Source organism: Opitutia bacterium, from assembly GCA_016217545.1.
GTDB lineage: Bacteria > Verrucomicrobiota > Verrucomicrobiia > Opitutales > Opitutaceae > Didemnitutus.
Window position 1 is genome coordinate 1,154,605 of sequence record JACRHT010000017.1, and the last position, 14,469, is coordinate 1,169,073.

The 14,469-nt window shown below is 67.4% G+C and carries 13 protein-coding genes; 7 read left to right on the forward strand and 6 right to left on the reverse strand.

Features of this window, described 5'->3' with window-relative positions; translation table 11 throughout:
• Positions 1-15 precede the first annotated feature (15 nt).
• Positions 16-2,085, reverse strand: a complete 2,070-nt coding sequence (locus tag HZA32_20845) for a S46 family peptidase (GenBank protein MBI5426531.1) — start codon at positions 2,083-2,085, stop codon at positions 16-18.
• Between the two features lie 148 nt (positions 2,086-2,233).
• Here HZA32_20845 and corA point away from each other — a divergent pair, with 148 nt between their 5' ends.
• The 4 genes from corA to HZA32_20865 all read left to right on the forward strand — a co-directional run bounded on the left by corA (position 2,234) and on the right by HZA32_20865 (position 6,942).
• Positions 2,234-3,205, forward strand: coding sequence for a magnesium/cobalt transporter CorA (gene corA, locus HZA32_20850; GenBank protein ID MBI5426532.1), 972 nt, complete (start codon positions 2,234-2,236; stop codon positions 3,203-3,205).
• A 138-nt stretch (positions 3,206-3,343) separates the two neighbouring features.
• Positions 3,344-4,744 carry a M20/M25/M40 family metallo-hydrolase gene (locus HZA32_20855; GenBank protein ID MBI5426533.1) on the forward strand — a complete coding sequence of 467 codons (1,401 nt, stop codon included), beginning with the start codon at positions 3,344-3,346 and terminating at the stop codon, positions 4,742-4,744.
• 134 nt (positions 4,745-4,878) lie between these two features.
• On the forward strand, positions 4,879-6,111 hold the full coding sequence (locus HZA32_20860) for an MFS transporter (protein MBI5426534.1): 1,233 nt from the start codon (positions 4,879-4,881) through the stop codon (positions 6,109-6,111).
• Positions 6,112-6,159: 48 nt separating this feature from the next.
• On the forward strand, positions 6,160-6,942 hold the full coding sequence (locus HZA32_20865) for a WecB/TagA/CpsF family glycosyltransferase (GenBank protein ID MBI5426535.1): 783 nt from the start codon (positions 6,160-6,162) through the stop codon (positions 6,940-6,942).
• Here the strand turns inward: HZA32_20865 and HZA32_20870 are convergent.
• Entirely contained in the window at positions 6,939-7,604 is a 666-nt protein-coding gene (locus HZA32_20870) for a 3'-5' exonuclease (protein MBI5426536.1), read from the reverse strand. The genes HZA32_20865 and HZA32_20870 overlap by 4 nt on opposite strands.
• Positions 7,605-7,703: 99 nt before the next feature.
• On the opposite strand from HZA32_20870, the gene hisN reads away from it, so the two are divergent.
• On the forward strand, positions 7,704-8,471 hold the full coding sequence (gene hisN, locus HZA32_20875; protein ID MBI5426537.1) for a histidinol-phosphatase: 768 nt from the start codon (positions 7,704-7,706) through the stop codon (positions 8,469-8,471).
• A 58-nt stretch (positions 8,472-8,529) separates the two neighbouring features.
• On the opposite strand, the gene HZA32_20880 is transcribed toward hisN, so the two are convergent.
• Both HZA32_20880 and HZA32_20885 read right to left on the reverse strand, forming a co-directional pair.
• Positions 8,530-9,300, reverse strand: coding sequence for a LamG domain-containing protein (locus HZA32_20880; protein ID MBI5426538.1), 771 nt, complete (start codon positions 9,298-9,300; stop codon positions 8,530-8,532).
• 91 nt (positions 9,301-9,391) lie between these two features.
• Complete coding sequence (locus HZA32_20885) at positions 9,392-9,970, reverse strand: response regulator transcription factor (GenBank protein MBI5426539.1); 579 nt, start codon at positions 9,968-9,970, stop codon at positions 9,392-9,394.
• 196 nt (positions 9,971-10,166) lie between these two features.
• On the opposite strand from HZA32_20885, the gene HZA32_20890 reads away from it, so the two are divergent.
• Positions 10,167-11,540, forward strand: coding sequence for a HAMP domain-containing histidine kinase (locus HZA32_20890; protein MBI5426540.1), 1,374 nt, complete (start codon positions 10,167-10,169; stop codon positions 11,538-11,540).
• 12 nt (positions 11,541-11,552) lie between these two features.
• Positions 11,553-12,233, forward strand: a complete 681-nt coding sequence (locus HZA32_20895) for a response regulator transcription factor (protein MBI5426541.1) — start codon at positions 11,553-11,555, stop codon at positions 12,231-12,233.
• A gap of 167 nt (positions 12,234-12,400) precedes the next feature.
• On the opposite strand, the gene queF is transcribed toward HZA32_20895, so the two are convergent.
• Both queF and HZA32_20905 read right to left on the reverse strand, forming a co-directional pair.
• Positions 12,401-12,763: an NADPH-dependent 7-cyano-7-deazaguanine reductase QueF gene (gene queF, locus HZA32_20900; protein MBI5426542.1), complete on the reverse strand. Its 363-nt coding sequence runs from the start codon at positions 12,761-12,763 to the stop codon at positions 12,401-12,403.
• A 37-nt stretch (positions 12,764-12,800) separates the two neighbouring features.
• A complete protein-coding gene (locus tag HZA32_20905) occupies positions 12,801-14,423 on the reverse strand; it encodes an exosortase/archaeosortase family protein (GenBank protein MBI5426543.1) in 1,623 nt (540 codons plus the stop codon).
• Between the last annotated feature and the right edge of the window lie 46 nt (positions 14,424-14,469).

The following is a 14,469-nucleotide window of genomic DNA, read 5'->3' on the forward strand; positions in this document are numbered from 1 at the left end:
CGCAGGAAACGCGGATCACTTCGCGCCCAGCAATTCGCTCACCAGGGCGTCGGCGCCGTAGACTTTGCGCATCGTCTCGAGGATGCCGCGCACGTCCACGCTCACCGAGCGCGCGCGCGTGTCGCTGAAGGCGTAGTTCCACACCAGCGTGTCGATGTTGCCGTCGAAGATGATGCCGATGAACTCGCCGTTGCGATTGATGGTCGGGCTGCCGGAGTTGCCGCCGATGCTGTAGCAGGTCGCGATGAAGTTGAACGGCACCGCTGCATCGAGCTTGTCCTTCGCCTCCACCCAGCTCGGGGGCAGGTCATAGGGCGGCACGTTGCCGCGGTCCGCTGCGCGCTCGAAGATCCCGCCGAGCGTGGTGTAGGGCGCGACCTTCGCGCCGCCGGCGTCGATGCCCTTCACCGCGCCGTAGGAGAGGCGCAGCGTGAACGTCGCGTCGGGCGAAACCTTGTCGCCGTCCTTCGCGTAACGGACCTTGGCGATGCGCGCGTGGGCCTGCTGCTTGGCTTCGCTCTGCGCGTCGATCGTCTTGCGCACGCCGCGGGCAAACGGCTCCATCGCGAGCGCGAGCTGCACCATCGCGTCGGCGGACTTCGCGAGTTCGTCTGCGGATTGCGCGTAGAGCGCCTTGCGGGCGGCGATGTCGAGCACCTGTGTGCCATTCACGAGTTCGGCAGCGCGCACCGCGGGCGACTTGCCGCCGAGCGCGGCTTTCACCGCCGGGTCGTTGGCGCCGAGTTCCATCGCCATGAGCGTGAGGTAGTGCTCGATTTTCACCTGCTCGACTTCGGGGTGGATCGGTTTGGCGGAGAAGAGCGCGAGCTCGAAGGTGGTCTTGCCCGAGTCGCGATATTCGGGGAGGCGATCGCCGTTCGGCTTGGTGCGCTCGGCGGCGGAGCGGACGAGGTCGCGGGCGATCTTGTAGAGGCTCGAGTTGAAATAGTAGAACTCGGTGTAGTTGTAGCGCGTGATGTTGGCGGCGATAACGCGCTGCGCGTCGGCGATCTTGTCCCACGCATCGCTGGCCCCGAGTTCGGGCTTGTCCTGGGCGAACTTTTTCAGCGCGTCCTCCTCCGCCTGCTTGGCGGCGACGAGCTGCGGATCGAGCAGGCCGCCGATGCGTCCGTCGTAGACCTTGCGGCTGTTTTCAATGCCGCGAATCTCGTCCTGCACCTGGCGGGCGTTTTCCTGGCCGCGTTTGGCGTAGGCGTTGAGCAGCACTTCGCGGCTCTTCATCCAACGGAGCACGCCGGGCAACTGGACGTCGCGCGCGTATTCGAGTTCCGCCATCGTGATGAGGCGTTGCGTCGTGCCGGGATGTCCGGCGAGGAACACGAGATCGCCCTCCTTCGTGCCGGCGGGATTCCATTTGAGGAAGTGCTCCACCTTCGCCGGCTGGCCGTTTTCGTAGGCGCGGAAGATCGAGATATCGAGGTTGAAGCGGGGGTATTCGAAGTTGTCCGGATCGCCGCCGAAGAACGCCGCCTGCTCCTCCGGCGCGAAGACGAGGCGCACGTCCGTGTAGACCTTGTAGCGGTAGAGGTGGTATTGCGCGCCTTGGAAGAGCGTGACGATGTCGCTGCGCAGGCCGGTCTTTTCAAACGATTCTTTCTCGATCGCAGCCTTGGCGGCGTTGCGCGCGGCGAGAACTTCTTCGGCCGACATGCCGTCGCGCACGCTCGCGTTAACCTTCGCGGTGACGTCCTCGATCGACTGCAGGACGTTGAGTTCGAGGTCGACGCACTTGCGCTCATCGGCGCGCGTCTTGGCGTAGAAGCCCTCCTTGAGCAGATTGTGCTCCTTCGTGCTCAGCTTGAAGATCGCGTCGAAGCCGACGTGGTGGTTCGTGATGATCAGGCCGTCCGCCGAGGCGAACGAACCCGAGCCGCCGTTGTTGAAGCGCACCGCGGAGCGCTGCACGTGCTGGAGCCACGCCGGCGTCGGCTCGAAGCCGTAGCGCTGTTTCAGTTGCTCGGCCGGCGGCGCGTTGAGGAGCCACATGCCGTCATCGGCGCGTAAGAGGGCCGCGGCGCCGAGGACGAACGGGAGAAGGAGGGATCGGGGGTAACGAAGTCGCATAAGCCCTCGAACAAACCCGCCTTCGCGCGGCTCTCAACCCGGATTTGGCGAACGGTCAAAAATTACGGCCAACGGCGCAGCGCGCGCGACGACGCCGCTCCCCCGGGCTTGCCACTCCGCGCCCGTCGCACACGATGCGGCCGAGCGCATGATTCACTCGTTCATCTTCAGCGACGGCAAACTGGTCGGCCGTGACCTCGAACTGGAGGCTCTCCGCCTCGTCCGCGCCGACAAGGGCCTGATCCTCTGGGTCGACCTCGACAACCCGACCGACGAGGAAATCAAAGCCATCCTCGAAGGCGTCTTCCAGTTCCACCCGCTCGCCATCGAGGACTGCGTCGCGCCCAGCGACCTCCCGAAAATCGAGGACTACGAGGAATACCTCTTCATGGTCACGCACGCGGTCGACTTCAACCGCAAGGACAAGTTCGCCACCACCGAGCTAGATATGTTTCTCGGCAAGGACTACTTCGTCACCTTCCACCGCCAGCCACTGCGCTCGATCACCCTGATGAAGGAACGCGCCGCGAAGAACACCACGCTCGCGCCGCGCGGCCCCGACCGCCTCGCCCACACCTGCCTCGACCTCATGATCGACGGCTTCGCGCCCGTGCTCGACGAGTTGCGCAACGAACTCGACGAGATCGAGGAAATCATGCTCCACAAGAGCACCACCGAGTCGTTCATGCAGGAGATGCTCCACGCGCGGAAGGACTTCGCGAAACTCCGCCAGATCGTCCGCCCGCAACGCGACGTCATCGAACGCCTCGCCCGCGGCGACACCAAGATGATCCGCAGCACGCTGCTGCCCTATTTCCGCGACCTGCGCGACAACCTCGCGCGCTTCGAGGACGCCGCCAACAGCTACCACGAGCGCCTCATGATGGCCTTCGACATCTACCTCAACAAAGCGCAGTTCGAGGCCAACGAAGGCATCAAATTCCTCACCGCGCTCACCGCCATCACGCTACCCGCCGTGCTCGTCGGCGGCTGGTATGGCATGAACTTCGACCACATGCCCGAGCTCAAGTCGCCCCACGGCTACCTCTGGGCCGCGTGCCTGACCTTCGTCTCGACGGTGCTGATGTGGATCTACCTGAAGAAAAAGCGCTGGATGTAAGGTAGCCCGCGACCTCCGGGCGCGGGTCACCCCGTTCCCATTCCATCTTCCCGCTGCGCCGCCCGCCCGCGCGCCCCACTGTTTCGCTGCGCTGCACTCCCCGCTTGCACGCCGGCGCGCCCGCGCAAGTCTGCCGCGATGCGCCTACTCCCGCTGTTCGCCGCCGCCGCGTTCGCCACCGCGCTTTGCGCCCAGGAAAAACCCGCCGCGCCCAACGCCGCCACCGCACCCGCCGACCCCGACGCCCAGATGCTGCGCCGCATCTACGACGCCGCGCTCGTCGACAGCCCCGCCTACGAAAACCTCCGCGAACTCACCACGCGCTTCCCCGGCCGCCTCGCCGGCACCCCCGCCGGCCGCGGCGCCGAACAGTGGGGCGAGGAAGTCCTCAAAAAAATCGGCTGCGACCGCACCGAGCTGCAGCCGACGATGGTCCCGCACTGGGAACGCGGCGCCGCGGAGTCCGTCCGCATCGCCCACGCCAACGGCCAATCCGCCGCGCTCTCCACCGTCGCGCTCGGCGGCTCCGTCCCCACGCCCGCCGGCGGACTCACCGCGCCCGTCGTCGAACTCCGCTCGCTCGACGAACTGAAGTCCACCGACGTGAAGGGCAAAATCGTCTTCTTCAACGGCGCCATGAACCCGCGCTACGTCATCCCCGGCCAAGCCTACGGCGAAGCCGGCCGCCAGCGCAACCAAGGCCCCGCCGAAGCCGCCAAGCACGGCGCCGTCGGCGTCCTCGTCCGTTCGCTCACGCACCGCCTCGACGACGTCCCGCACACCGGCAACACCACCTACCTGCCCGACGTCCCGCGCATCCCCGCCGCCGCCCTCAGCACCATCGCCGCCGAGCAACTCAGCGCCGCGCTGAAAACCGACGCCTCGCTCCAGATCGCCATGCAGATCAACTCCTCGTGGCACGACGACTGGCCCGCCGCCAACGTCATCGGCGAAATCCGCGGCTCCGAGTCCCCGGAAAAAATCATCCTCGTCGGCGGCCACCTCGACAGCTGGGACATCGCCCCCGGCGCGCACGACGATGGCGCCGGCATCGTCCAATCCATCGACGTCCTCCGCATCTTGAAAGCCATCGGCTACACGCCGAAGCACACCATCCGCGCCGTCCTCTTCGCCAACGAGGAAAACGGCCTCCGCGGCGCCACCACCTACGCCGAAGTCGCCGGCAACAAGAAGGAAGTCCACCTCCTCGCCCTCGAAACCGACGGCGGCGGCTACTCCGCCCGCGGTTTCAACATCGGCAACGCTGCCGGCGACGCCCATCTGAAAGCCGCGCGCTTCAAACCGCTCTTCGAACCCTACGGTGTGTTCATCTTCCAAGCCGGCCGCGGCGGCGCCGACGTCGGCCCGCTCATGGCCAAGGGCAACACCGTCGCCGGCCTCATCCCCGAGGCGCAGCGCTACTTCGACATCCACCACACGCGCGAGGACACGATCGACAAGGTGAACAAGCGCGAACTCGAGCTCGGCGCCGCCGCCATGGCCGCCCTCGTCTACCTCGTCGACCAGCACGGCCTGTGAAGGAACACCGCTCGCGTGCGGTAGGGCGGGACCGCTGGGCCCGCCGCGATGACGCTCCACGGCGCGCCCAGCGGTCGCGCCCTACCCGTCTTTCCGGTTCGTGTGTTCCATGGTGACTCGCCCCTGATCGCCCCATGAACGCCCTCCTGCGCGACCTTCGCGCCCAGCGCCTCATCGCGGCGAACGTCACCTCGTCGATCGGCTCCGGCGTCACGATCATCGCCGTGCCGTGGCTGCTGGTGAACCGCCCGGGCGGTTCGCAAATCTACGGCTGGGCCACCGCGCTCACCACGCTCGCGATCTTCGCCTTCGCGCCCTACTACGGCGCCTGGGTCGACCGCCACTCGCGGAAGACGATGCTGCTCCTGAGCGAGATATTCGGCGCCACCGCCACACTCGCCATGGCGCTCACGGGCTTCATCCGCGGCGAATTCGCCACGTGGCAACTCGTCACCGTCTACTTCTGCGGCATGTTCTACTACACGCTGCACTTCCCGGCGAAGTTCGCGTTCATCCAGCAGATCTTCGGCCGCGCGCACTACCAATCGCTCACCAGCGTCATGGAAATCCAAGGCCAGACCGCCTCGATGCTCGCCGGCGGCCTCGCCTCGCTGCTCATCGGCCACGTCAGCCTCACCACGATCCTCCTCCTCGACGCCTCGACTTACTTCGTGAGCTTCGTGCTCCAATCGACGATCCCCTACGAAGCCACGCACCAAACCGCCGAAACGAAAAACGCCCCCGCACCCAACGCCTGGCGCGCCGTCGGCGAAGCGTGGGCTTGGCTGCGCGAACGCCCCGCGCTCTCCACCTTCCTGCTCTGTTCCTTCGTCCCGTTCCTCGGCATCATGGTCAGCAACTACCTGTTTCCGATCTACGTGGCCTCGACGCTGCACGAAACGCCCGGCGTCTACGGCCGCGGCGAGATGATCTTCGCCGTCGGCGCCATCGCGGCCGGCGTGTGCGTGCCGTTCCTCACCGCGCGCTTCAACCACGCGCGCACGACGGTCGCGCTCGCCGCCGTCTTCCTCGTCGGCCTCCTGCTCCTCGCCGTCTGGCCGCGCACCCTCCCCTTCTACGCCGCGATGGTCTTCCTCGGCCTCGGCAACGCCGGTGTGCGCGTCGCGCGCAACGTCATCGTCCTCGAAGCCGTGCCCAACACCCTCATGGGCCGCATCCACGTCTTCTTCCTCGTCGCCGAACGCTCGCTCCGCACCGTGCTCATCCTGCTCATGACCGCGCTGGTCGACGTCCACGGCGCCCCGCTGTGCTTCGCGTTGCTGCTGCTCGTCGCCGCCGCCGCCTTCATCGGCATGCTCCGCTCCCGCCCCGCCGCCGAAGCCGCCCAAGCCGCGCCGGCGCACTGAGCCACGCGCGGTTTGCCACGCGCCCCACGCTCGCTCACGCTCCGCCCCGTGAACCAGCCCCCGTGCTTCAACGTCCTCGGCGTCGGCGTGCACGCGCTCTCGCTCGCCGAAGCGCGCGATCACCTGCTGGCCACGCGCGGACAAAAACGCTGCGGCTGCGTCTACGCCACCGGCGTCCACGGCATCAGCGAAGCGCAAAGCGATCCCGCGCTCCGCGCCCTCTACAACCGCGCATGGCTGAACGTCCCCGACGGCATGCCGCTCGTGTGGCTCGGCCGCTGGCACGGCCACCGCGCCATCACGCGCGTCTACGGCCCCGACCTCATGCTCGCGGTCTGCGACGCCGGCCGCGCGGTCGGACTCACGCACTACTTCTACGGCGGCGCGGCAGGCGTGGCCGAGCTGTTGCGTGAGAAACTCACCGCGCGCTTCCCCGGCCTCGCCGTCGTCGGCACTTTCACGCCGCCTTTCCGACCGCTCACGCCGGAGGAATTCGCGGCATTCCAGGCCGACATCGCCGCGCGCCAGCCCGACATCATCTGGGTCAGCCTCGGCGCGCCGAAGCAGGAAAAATTCGCCGACGCCGCATGGTCGCGACTCGACGTCGGCGCGCTCGTCACCGTCGGCGCCGCATTCGATTTCCACACCGGCCGCGTGCGGCAGGCGCCGCGCTGGATGATGCGCGCCGGACTCGAATGGTTCTTCCGCCTGTGCATGGAGCCGAGGCGGCTCGCACGCCGCTACCTCGTGCACAACCCCATGTTCCTGTTGAGAACCTTCGCCCAGCTCACCGGCCTCCGCCGCTTTCCGCTGGACGAACGACCGCGCTAGAACAAATCGCCCTGCTGCATCGCGCCGCGGCGCTCGGGGTCGAGCGTGCTCGTTTGGAGCAGCCACGGGATGGTCGCCCCGGAAAACTCCGGCCGGCGCAGCAGGTCCAGCAGCAGCAACGCCCCCGCCAGTGCATCGTAGAGCGCGGCGTGATAGCGGCGTCGGTGCGGCGGACAGTGCGCCGCGGCCAGCTCGTCAAGTTGGGTTTGCAAGCCCGCGGAGACGATCAGGTTTGCCAGTTTCGCCTCCGGCAACTGCGGGAAAATCTGCGGATACAGCCGTCCCGTATCGATCCACGGCCCCCACTCGTGCGCGTCGCGACCCGCATGCACGAAATCCGGCGCCGTGCGCGGATACGCCCAGACGGACTTCAGGAGCGAATTCTCCGCGTTCGCGAAATGCGCGGCGAGCGGCCCCGTCTCGCGCAACGTCGCGAAAAACTCCCACTCGTGCGCGAACGGCAGCTCGCCTTGCACGCTCTCGGCGCGCAGGCCGTGAACCGCGGTGTCTTCGAGCGCGACGCGCCCAGTCGCCGCGCACGCGCGCGTGCGCGTCTCGGCAATCGATCCGCCCCGCAACGTGACCACGCCGAACTCGAGGATGCCCGACGTGCGGTTGCCCTCGAAGTCGATGAAGTGAATCGGCGTGTCGGCCCAATGCATTGCCTACCACGAAATACACGAAACACACGAAATCACGGCTATTCATGCTCGTCGCAATTTTCGTGTATTTCGTGTGTTTCGTGGTTTCAAAGAGCTCCGATGCACCTCGCCGCCGAACGCGCTTTCCTCCTCGAACTCGCCACCGCCAGCGGCGACTTCATCCGCCCGCTTTTCGGCCGCCACGACGTGGCGGTCGAGTTGAAAGGGGACCTCACGCCGGTCACCGCGGCCGACCGCGGCGCGGAGGAATTGCTCCGCCGGATGATCAACACGCGTTTCCCCGCGCACGGCATCCTCGGCGAGGAGTTCGGCCCGGAGCGCATCGATGCCGAGTTCGTCTGGGTGCTCGATCCCGTCGACGGCACGAAATCCTTCGTCACCGGTGTGCCGCTCTTCGGCACGCTCATCGCCCTGCTGCACCACGGCCAGCCCGTGCTCGGTTGCATCCATCAACCGATCCTTCGCCAACTCGTGGTCGGCGACGGCACCACCACCACGCTCAACGGCACGCCGGTGCGTTGCCGCGCCACTCGCGCGCTCGCCGACGCCACCCTGCTCACCTGCGACTGGACGACGCCAGCGGTTCACCAAAACGGTCCCGCCTTCGACCGCCTCTCGCGCTCTGTGAAGCTCGCCCGCACGTGGGGCGACGCCTACGGCTACCTCTTGCTCGCGACCGGCTGGGCCGACCTCGTGGTCGATCCGATCATGAACCCGTGGGATATCGCCGCGCTCGTCCCGGTCATTCGCGGTGCCGGCGGCGTCATCACCGATTGGCAAGGCGGCGCGGCCTATCCCGCGACCTCCACGATCGCCGCCGCGACGCCTGAGTTGCACGCCGCCATGCTGGCTGCATTGAAGCCGTGAAAACAAAAGCGGCGCCTGCACGGCGCCGCTCAAATTTCATCCACCGTATCGTCGCGCGTCAGGCGCGGGCCTGCCGGCGGCGCCACGCGACCACGCCGAGCGCCGCGAGACCCGCGAGCGCCGCATAGGTCGACGGCTCGGGCACGGCGCTAACCGAAGAGTAGTTCAGCATCGAGGTGCTGAACGTGCCCGAGGTGAACGTGGAGATGCGCGCCTCGTCGATCGCACCCGCGTAGTTGATGCCCAGCACAAACGTGCCCGTCGGATCGTTGATCGCGCGTCCCGCGTTGAACGTGGGGGCGCTCGTGTCGTTCACGTAGACGCGCGCGGTGCCGGCGTCCCAGACGATCGCCGCGTAGTTCCATTGCCCGGCGGTGACCGTGGCGTTCGCCGCTTCGTCGATGTGTCCGCCTTGGAGCAGCTGCACGCTGGAGTTGTGCAGATAGAGGCCGAGGCCGTTGTTGCTCGTGTCGCCGTTGTAGAGCAAATACTGGTCGCCCGTGACGCTCGTCGGTTTGAACCACATTTCCATGATGAACGACGAGCCGTTCGTCAGCGCCGAGTAGGCCGCCGTGCTGAACTGCGCGGAGGCGTTCATGTCGACGGCCAACGACGAGCCGCTACCGGGCGTCGAATTCGTGTAGGTCGCCGCGCCGGAGGCGAGCGAGAGATTGCTCCCAACGCTCGCGGTGGTCGAAACACCGACAGCACCGCCGTTGGCCGCGCCGGCGTCGGCTTCGCCGAAGCGCCATTGCGCAAGGATGGTCTGGGCGGAGAGTGTCGCGGCGAGACAGGAGCCAACGAGAGCGAGACGGAGGACAAATTTCATGGTCAGCGGGGCGGTTCAGGTGGTGAGTGGTGGGTTGATATTTCGGTGAAAATCAGCGGCAAGCGGCGGGCTCGGAAAAGTGCTGTGCATGCTAGCATGCCATTTCGCGCGGGACCTCGGGCGTGGTGGCGTCCAACTCGATCCGGCGCGCGATCGCCTCGTCGCGCGTGCGCACGCGCAGCTTGCGGTAAATCCCGCGAATGTGAGCCCGCACCGTGTCCTCGGAAATTCCGAGCTGCCCGCCAATGCCGCGATAAGTCGCGCCGGTCGCGAGCTGCGAGAGCACGTCGCGTTCGCGGGACGTGAGCACCGGCCGCGCCACGATCATGCCGCGTTCGCGCGCGAGCGCCCGCACCACGAAGCGCCCCACGCTGCGCGACAACGGCGCGCCGCCGAGGTGTGCCTCCCGCGCCGCCGCGAGCCACTCCGCGGGCGTCGCGCTCGCGCCCTCGAGAAAGCCGATCGCACCGAACCGCAAAGCCCGGATCGCTTCCGTCGCGCCGGCTCCCACCGCGATCACCGACGTCGCCGGAAATTCCTCCGCCACTTCCGCCAGCAGCGCCGGGCTGTCCTCATCTCCCAGCGACATCTCCACGAACGCCACGCGAGGCGGGCGCGCGCGCAGGAACTCGCGCGCTTCCCGCACCGTGCCGCAATCCAGGACCAACATGTCGTCGCTCGCCGCAAAAACCGACGCCGCAGCCACACGGGCCGCCGGTTGATGAAGGACGAAGGAAACGCTGATCACGATGCGCCCGAACTAGTCGCGTCGTGCTAGCACGGTCAAAACCGCGGGCGACCATGGTCGGACGACCAGGTGTTGCACTCGGCTTCCGTTTCGTTTCGCTGCCCCGGTCGCCCCCGCAATGACCGACGCCGCTCTCTCCCGGCAGGCCAACCGCCTGCGCTTCGACGACCCCGCCCAGGAAGCCCGCTTTCGAGCCGATCACGACGAACGCTCGCTGCGCCAATGGCGCATCGCCGCCGGGCTGGGCGCGGCGGCGGTCGTCGCGATCGGGCTTTTCTACCAAATCAACAACGCCGCCTCGGCCCGCGTGGAGAGCTTCGGCCGCTTCGCCCTCGTGCTGCCTTGGTTCGCGCTCATGTTCGCGTTCACCTTCTGGCGTCGCCAACGCCCGCACCTGCAGCTCATCGGCGCGCTCTGCTGCACCGCTGCCGTCTCGTTCTATTTCCTGACCCAGTGCTTCGCCGTCGCGACGCAGATGCGGCTCACCTACTCGCTTACCGTGAGCCTGTTTTCGCTCAACGGGCAGTTCCTCGTCGCCGTCGCGGTCGCGGTGCCGCTGAGCACGCGCGCGGTCGGCGTCACCCTGTTCATCACCACGGCGATCGGCTACCTTTTCATCCGCGCGGCGTATCCCTCCGCCGCTCGCGATTTTCTGCTGCACCAGACGATCATCCAACAAGTCGCGACCGTCGGCCTGATTTCCCTCGTGTTGATCGCGGTCACGTGGGCGCGCGAGCGGCTGCAGCGCCTCTCCTTCGCCCAACAGGAACAGCTCGCCGCGATGAACGCCGAGCTCGCGCGCCTCAACGCCGAGAAGAACGAATTCATGGCCATCGCCGCCCATGACCTGCGCGCGCCGCTCGCCAGCGTCGGCGGCACCGCCGAGCATCTCGCCCCCCGCGCCGCCGATCCCGCCCTCGCCCGCGGCTTCGCGCTCATCGCCGACCAATCGCGCCGCATGCTCGCCCTCGTCAACGACTACCTCGGCGCGCACGCCGCCGAAAGCGGTCAGTTGCCGGTGCGCCTCACGCAACTCGAACTCGGTCAAATCGCTCGCGACTCCGCGCAACGCCACACCGCCACTGCCGCGGCGAAGCGCCAGCGCATCGAACTCGGCGGCATCGACGCCGGCGTGCACGTCGAAGCCGACGCCACGTTGCTCGCCCAAGTGATCGACAACTTCGTGACCAACGCCCTCAAGTTCAGCCCGCCCGACTCCACCGTGCGCCTCGAGGTGCAAACCGCCCCCGGTCACCCGCGCGCCCGCCTCGCCGTCGTCGACCAAGGTCCCGGCATCGCCGCCGACGAGCACGGGAAGCTCTTCCGCAAATTCGGCCGCGCCAGCACGCGCCCCACCGGCGGCGAATCCTCCCACGGCCTCGGCCTCGCCGTCGCCAAACGCCTCGCCGAAGCCATGGGCGGCAGCGTGGGCTGTGACAGTGAAATCGGGCGCGGCGCCACGTTCTGGATTGAACTGCCCCGCCACGGCTAAAAATTCCCTCGCATGCCAGCCGCCCCGAACTCCCGCCTCCGCGTCGCCCTGATCGAGGACGACGTCCCGTTCCGGGGTTTCGTGGCCAGCCTGTTGAACGAGTCGCTGCGCTACGAAGTCATTGCCCAAGCCGACTCCGCCGAGGCCACCGCCGCGTGGTCGCCGCAGCTCCGGCCCGACGTGGCGCTCGTGGACATCGCGCTCCCCGGCGCGCCCGGCACCGTGGCCGTCCGGCGGTTGCTGGAGAAATTCCCCACACTCACGATCGTCATGCTCACGGCGCGCACCGACGACGACTCCATCCTCGACGCCATCAAGGCCGGCGCCGTCGGCTACATCGTCAAGGGCACTCACTCCGCCGAACTCCTCACCGCGCTCGACGACGCCTGCTCCGGCGGCGCGCCGATGTCGCCCGCCATCGCACGCCGCGTGCTCGCCCTGATGCGAGAATCTCCCTCGCCCGCAGCCCAGATGAACGCTCAACGCGCCGGCGGCAGCCCGCTGCAACCGCTCACGCCGCGCGAACACGACGTGCTTTCCCTCGTAGCCACCGGAGCGTCCGACAAGGAGGCCGCCACGCGGCTCGGCGTCTCAGTCTCCGCCGTGAAGCAGCACCTCGCCAACATCTACGCGAAGTGGCGCGTGCGCTCGCGCACCGAGGCCGCGATCAAATTCACGCAAGCCGGCCGGTGATCCGCGGCGCGCCGTTCTCTCGTGCAGCGCCGCTCTGTTGTCCCGCGCTGCGCCGCTTCCGCGGTGCCGAAATGCCGGCTGCCGCTTCCGGCAAAATTACAAATTACGTAATTTTGCGCGGCGCGCGCGACGCTTGAAATCCGGCGCGGCGGAATCCCGCGCATCGTTCAGCGCTTCTTCTTCGCCGGCTTCCACTCCGCCGTGATGCGCGAGCTGAAGCCACCGCGCGCCTTCCAGTCGGCGATGATGGTCAGGCTGCGCGGCCGGAGCGCTTCGCCGAGTTCGTCGCAGATGCGGTTCGTCGCCGCCTCGAAGAAGATGCCCTCGTTGCGGTAGGCGTGGAAATAGAGTTTCAGCGACTTCAGCTCGACGCACTTCTTGTCCGCCACGTAGCGCACGGTGATATGCGCGAAATCCGGGTGGCCCGTCATCGGACACAGCGAGGTGAACTCATGATGCGTGTGCTCGATGAGGAAATCGCGATGCGGCGCGGGATTCGGGAAGGTCTCGAGGATTTTCGGATCGGCCATGGCGGAAGCAGTAGGCGTTAAGCGGCAGGCATAAAGCCTAAAGCTGTCCAATCGGTTCCTGAAAACGAGGCAACGTCCCCGCCAGCACCTCGTCGATCCGCTTCAGCGCCGCCGCGTCGCCGTCCACCGCATGCGTCTGCATCAGCACGTAAGCCCAGCGATGCGCCTGCAGGTGCCGCACGCGGTCGAGCGAGGTATAGAAAACGCGTTCCCAATGCGACGCCACGACGCGGTCCGCGCCTACAAACCAGTAGGCGAGCAACGCCGGCACGCGCACCTTCTCGCCGCGCGCGTTCGTCACCTCGCGTTCGATGTGCAGCAGCATCGCGGGCACTTGGCGACCCCCGACGGAAAACTCGTGCAGCGTCCGCCCGCGAATCGTCCACCCCTGCCCCACGAGGCAAATTTCCGGCCGATGGATCGACGTGCGATCGCGCCCGCTCAGCACGATCGAGAGGAATACCTGGTCGCGCTTGTCGCGCAGTGACACGTAGTTTTTCCGCGAGTAGCCCGTGTCGGGCGGCAACACCTCGCGCTCCACCGCGCTCACCGGCGCGTTTTGCCCGGCCCAGTCGAGTCCGATGAAGTTTGGCAGCGCCACCGGATTCACGCCGTCCGCCGCGAGCTTCACGCCCGTGCGCGGATCGACCTGCACGCGATCCAGCGCCCGCGTCGCCCCCGCCACGCCGATCGCCGCGAGCATCACCACCACCACGGCAACCCAGGCGCTGCGGTAACCTATTAGGTTACCCGGCTCGGTCGACGCTGCGCCAACGGACGGAACGTGCGTCTGCTCCGGCGCGCGCCGTTCCAGCAGCCAAACCGTCGCCTGCACGAGGCCCAGCACGATCACGAACACCAGAAACCCAAACCACTCGTGCACGATGGCGCCCGCCTCCTGCCCCTTCCACTCCGCCGCGACGATGATGGCGAGGATGCGCACGACGTTGCCGACGAACGCATACGGCAGCGCCAAGGCGCCGATCAGCGCGCGCCGCCACCACGACTCGAAACTCAAGTAGCCGAGCAACAGCGACAGCGCCGTCAACGCCGTGAGCGACCGGATGCCTGAGCACGCCGCCGCCACGTCGTAGGAATAGCTGCCGTCCGGCGAGAGCAGCTGCGTGCCGTTGCGCATCACTTCGCAACCGAACGCCCTTGAGACGTGATACGAGACGTCTGTCACGCCCACGCGCAGGAAAAAGCCGACCGTATCCAGCACGTTCAGCGGCAGAGCAAATAACATGAACCCGAGAGGGAAAACCGCCGCCGCCGACCAACGACGTCCGCCACCGAGCGCCACGACACCCCACGTGAACAGCAACAACCCCACGATCGACAGCCGCGCCTGCTGCATCGCATAGCCGAGCATGTGCAACGCGAGTCCGCCGAGCAGCGCGGCCACGGCCGGAGCAATCATGGCTGACGGCCGCTCGCTGACCGCTGATCGCTGCCGCAGATTCCGCCACAGCAGCCATGCGCTCACGCCGAGGATCAGCCAGCCGTGCTCCGTCTCGGCGTTCGGGTCCGTCCACTGCTTCACCCACCAGACGAGCAGCGACGCCGTGTCGATGTAGCCGCGCGTGCTGTTGCCGAAAAAATGAAACACCGCCGCGCCCGCCAGCGCGCACACCGCCGCCGCGAGCCACGACGGCGGCACAGCGGGGAATTTTGCGGCTGGCTTGGTCACTCGGAGACCGCATCAT

What these genes read in the sequence shown, in the direction of transcription:
- HZA32_20845 (MBI5426531.1), bottom strand. Translation starts at nt 2,085, where the DNA reads ATGCGACTTCGTTACCCCCGATCCCTCCTTCTCCCGTTCGTCCTCGGC.
- corA (MBI5426532.1), top strand. Translation starts at nt 2,234, where the DNA reads ATGATTCACTCGTTCATCTTCAGCGACGGCAAACTGGTCGGCCGTGAC.
- HZA32_20855 (MBI5426533.1), top strand. Translation starts at nt 3,344, where the DNA reads ATGCGCCTACTCCCGCTGTTCGCCGCCGCCGCGTTCGCCACCGCGCTT.
- HZA32_20860 (MBI5426534.1), top strand. Translation starts at nt 4,879, where the DNA reads ATGAACGCCCTCCTGCGCGACCTTCGCGCCCAGCGCCTCATCGCGGCG.
- HZA32_20870 (MBI5426536.1), bottom strand. Translation starts at nt 7,604, where the DNA reads ATGCATTGGGCCGACACGCCGATTCACTTCATCGACTTCGAGGGCAAC.
- hisN (MBI5426537.1), top strand. Translation starts at nt 7,704, where the DNA reads ATGCACCTCGCCGCCGAACGCGCTTTCCTCCTCGAACTCGCCACCGCC.
- HZA32_20880 (MBI5426538.1), bottom strand. Translation starts at nt 9,300, where the DNA reads ATGAAATTTGTCCTCCGTCTCGCTCTCGTTGGCTCCTGTCTCGCCGCG.
- HZA32_20885 (MBI5426539.1), bottom strand. Translation starts at nt 9,970, where the DNA reads ATGTTGGTCCTGGATTGCGGCACGGTGCGGGAAGCGCGCGAGTTCCTG.
- HZA32_20890 (MBI5426540.1), top strand. Translation starts at nt 10,167, where the DNA reads ATGACCGACGCCGCTCTCTCCCGGCAGGCCAACCGCCTGCGCTTCGAC.
- HZA32_20895 (MBI5426541.1), top strand. Translation starts at nt 11,553, where the DNA reads ATGCCAGCCGCCCCGAACTCCCGCCTCCGCGTCGCCCTGATCGAGGAC.
- queF (MBI5426542.1), bottom strand. Translation starts at nt 12,763, where the DNA reads ATGGCCGATCCGAAAATCCTCGAGACCTTCCCGAATCCCGCGCCGCAT.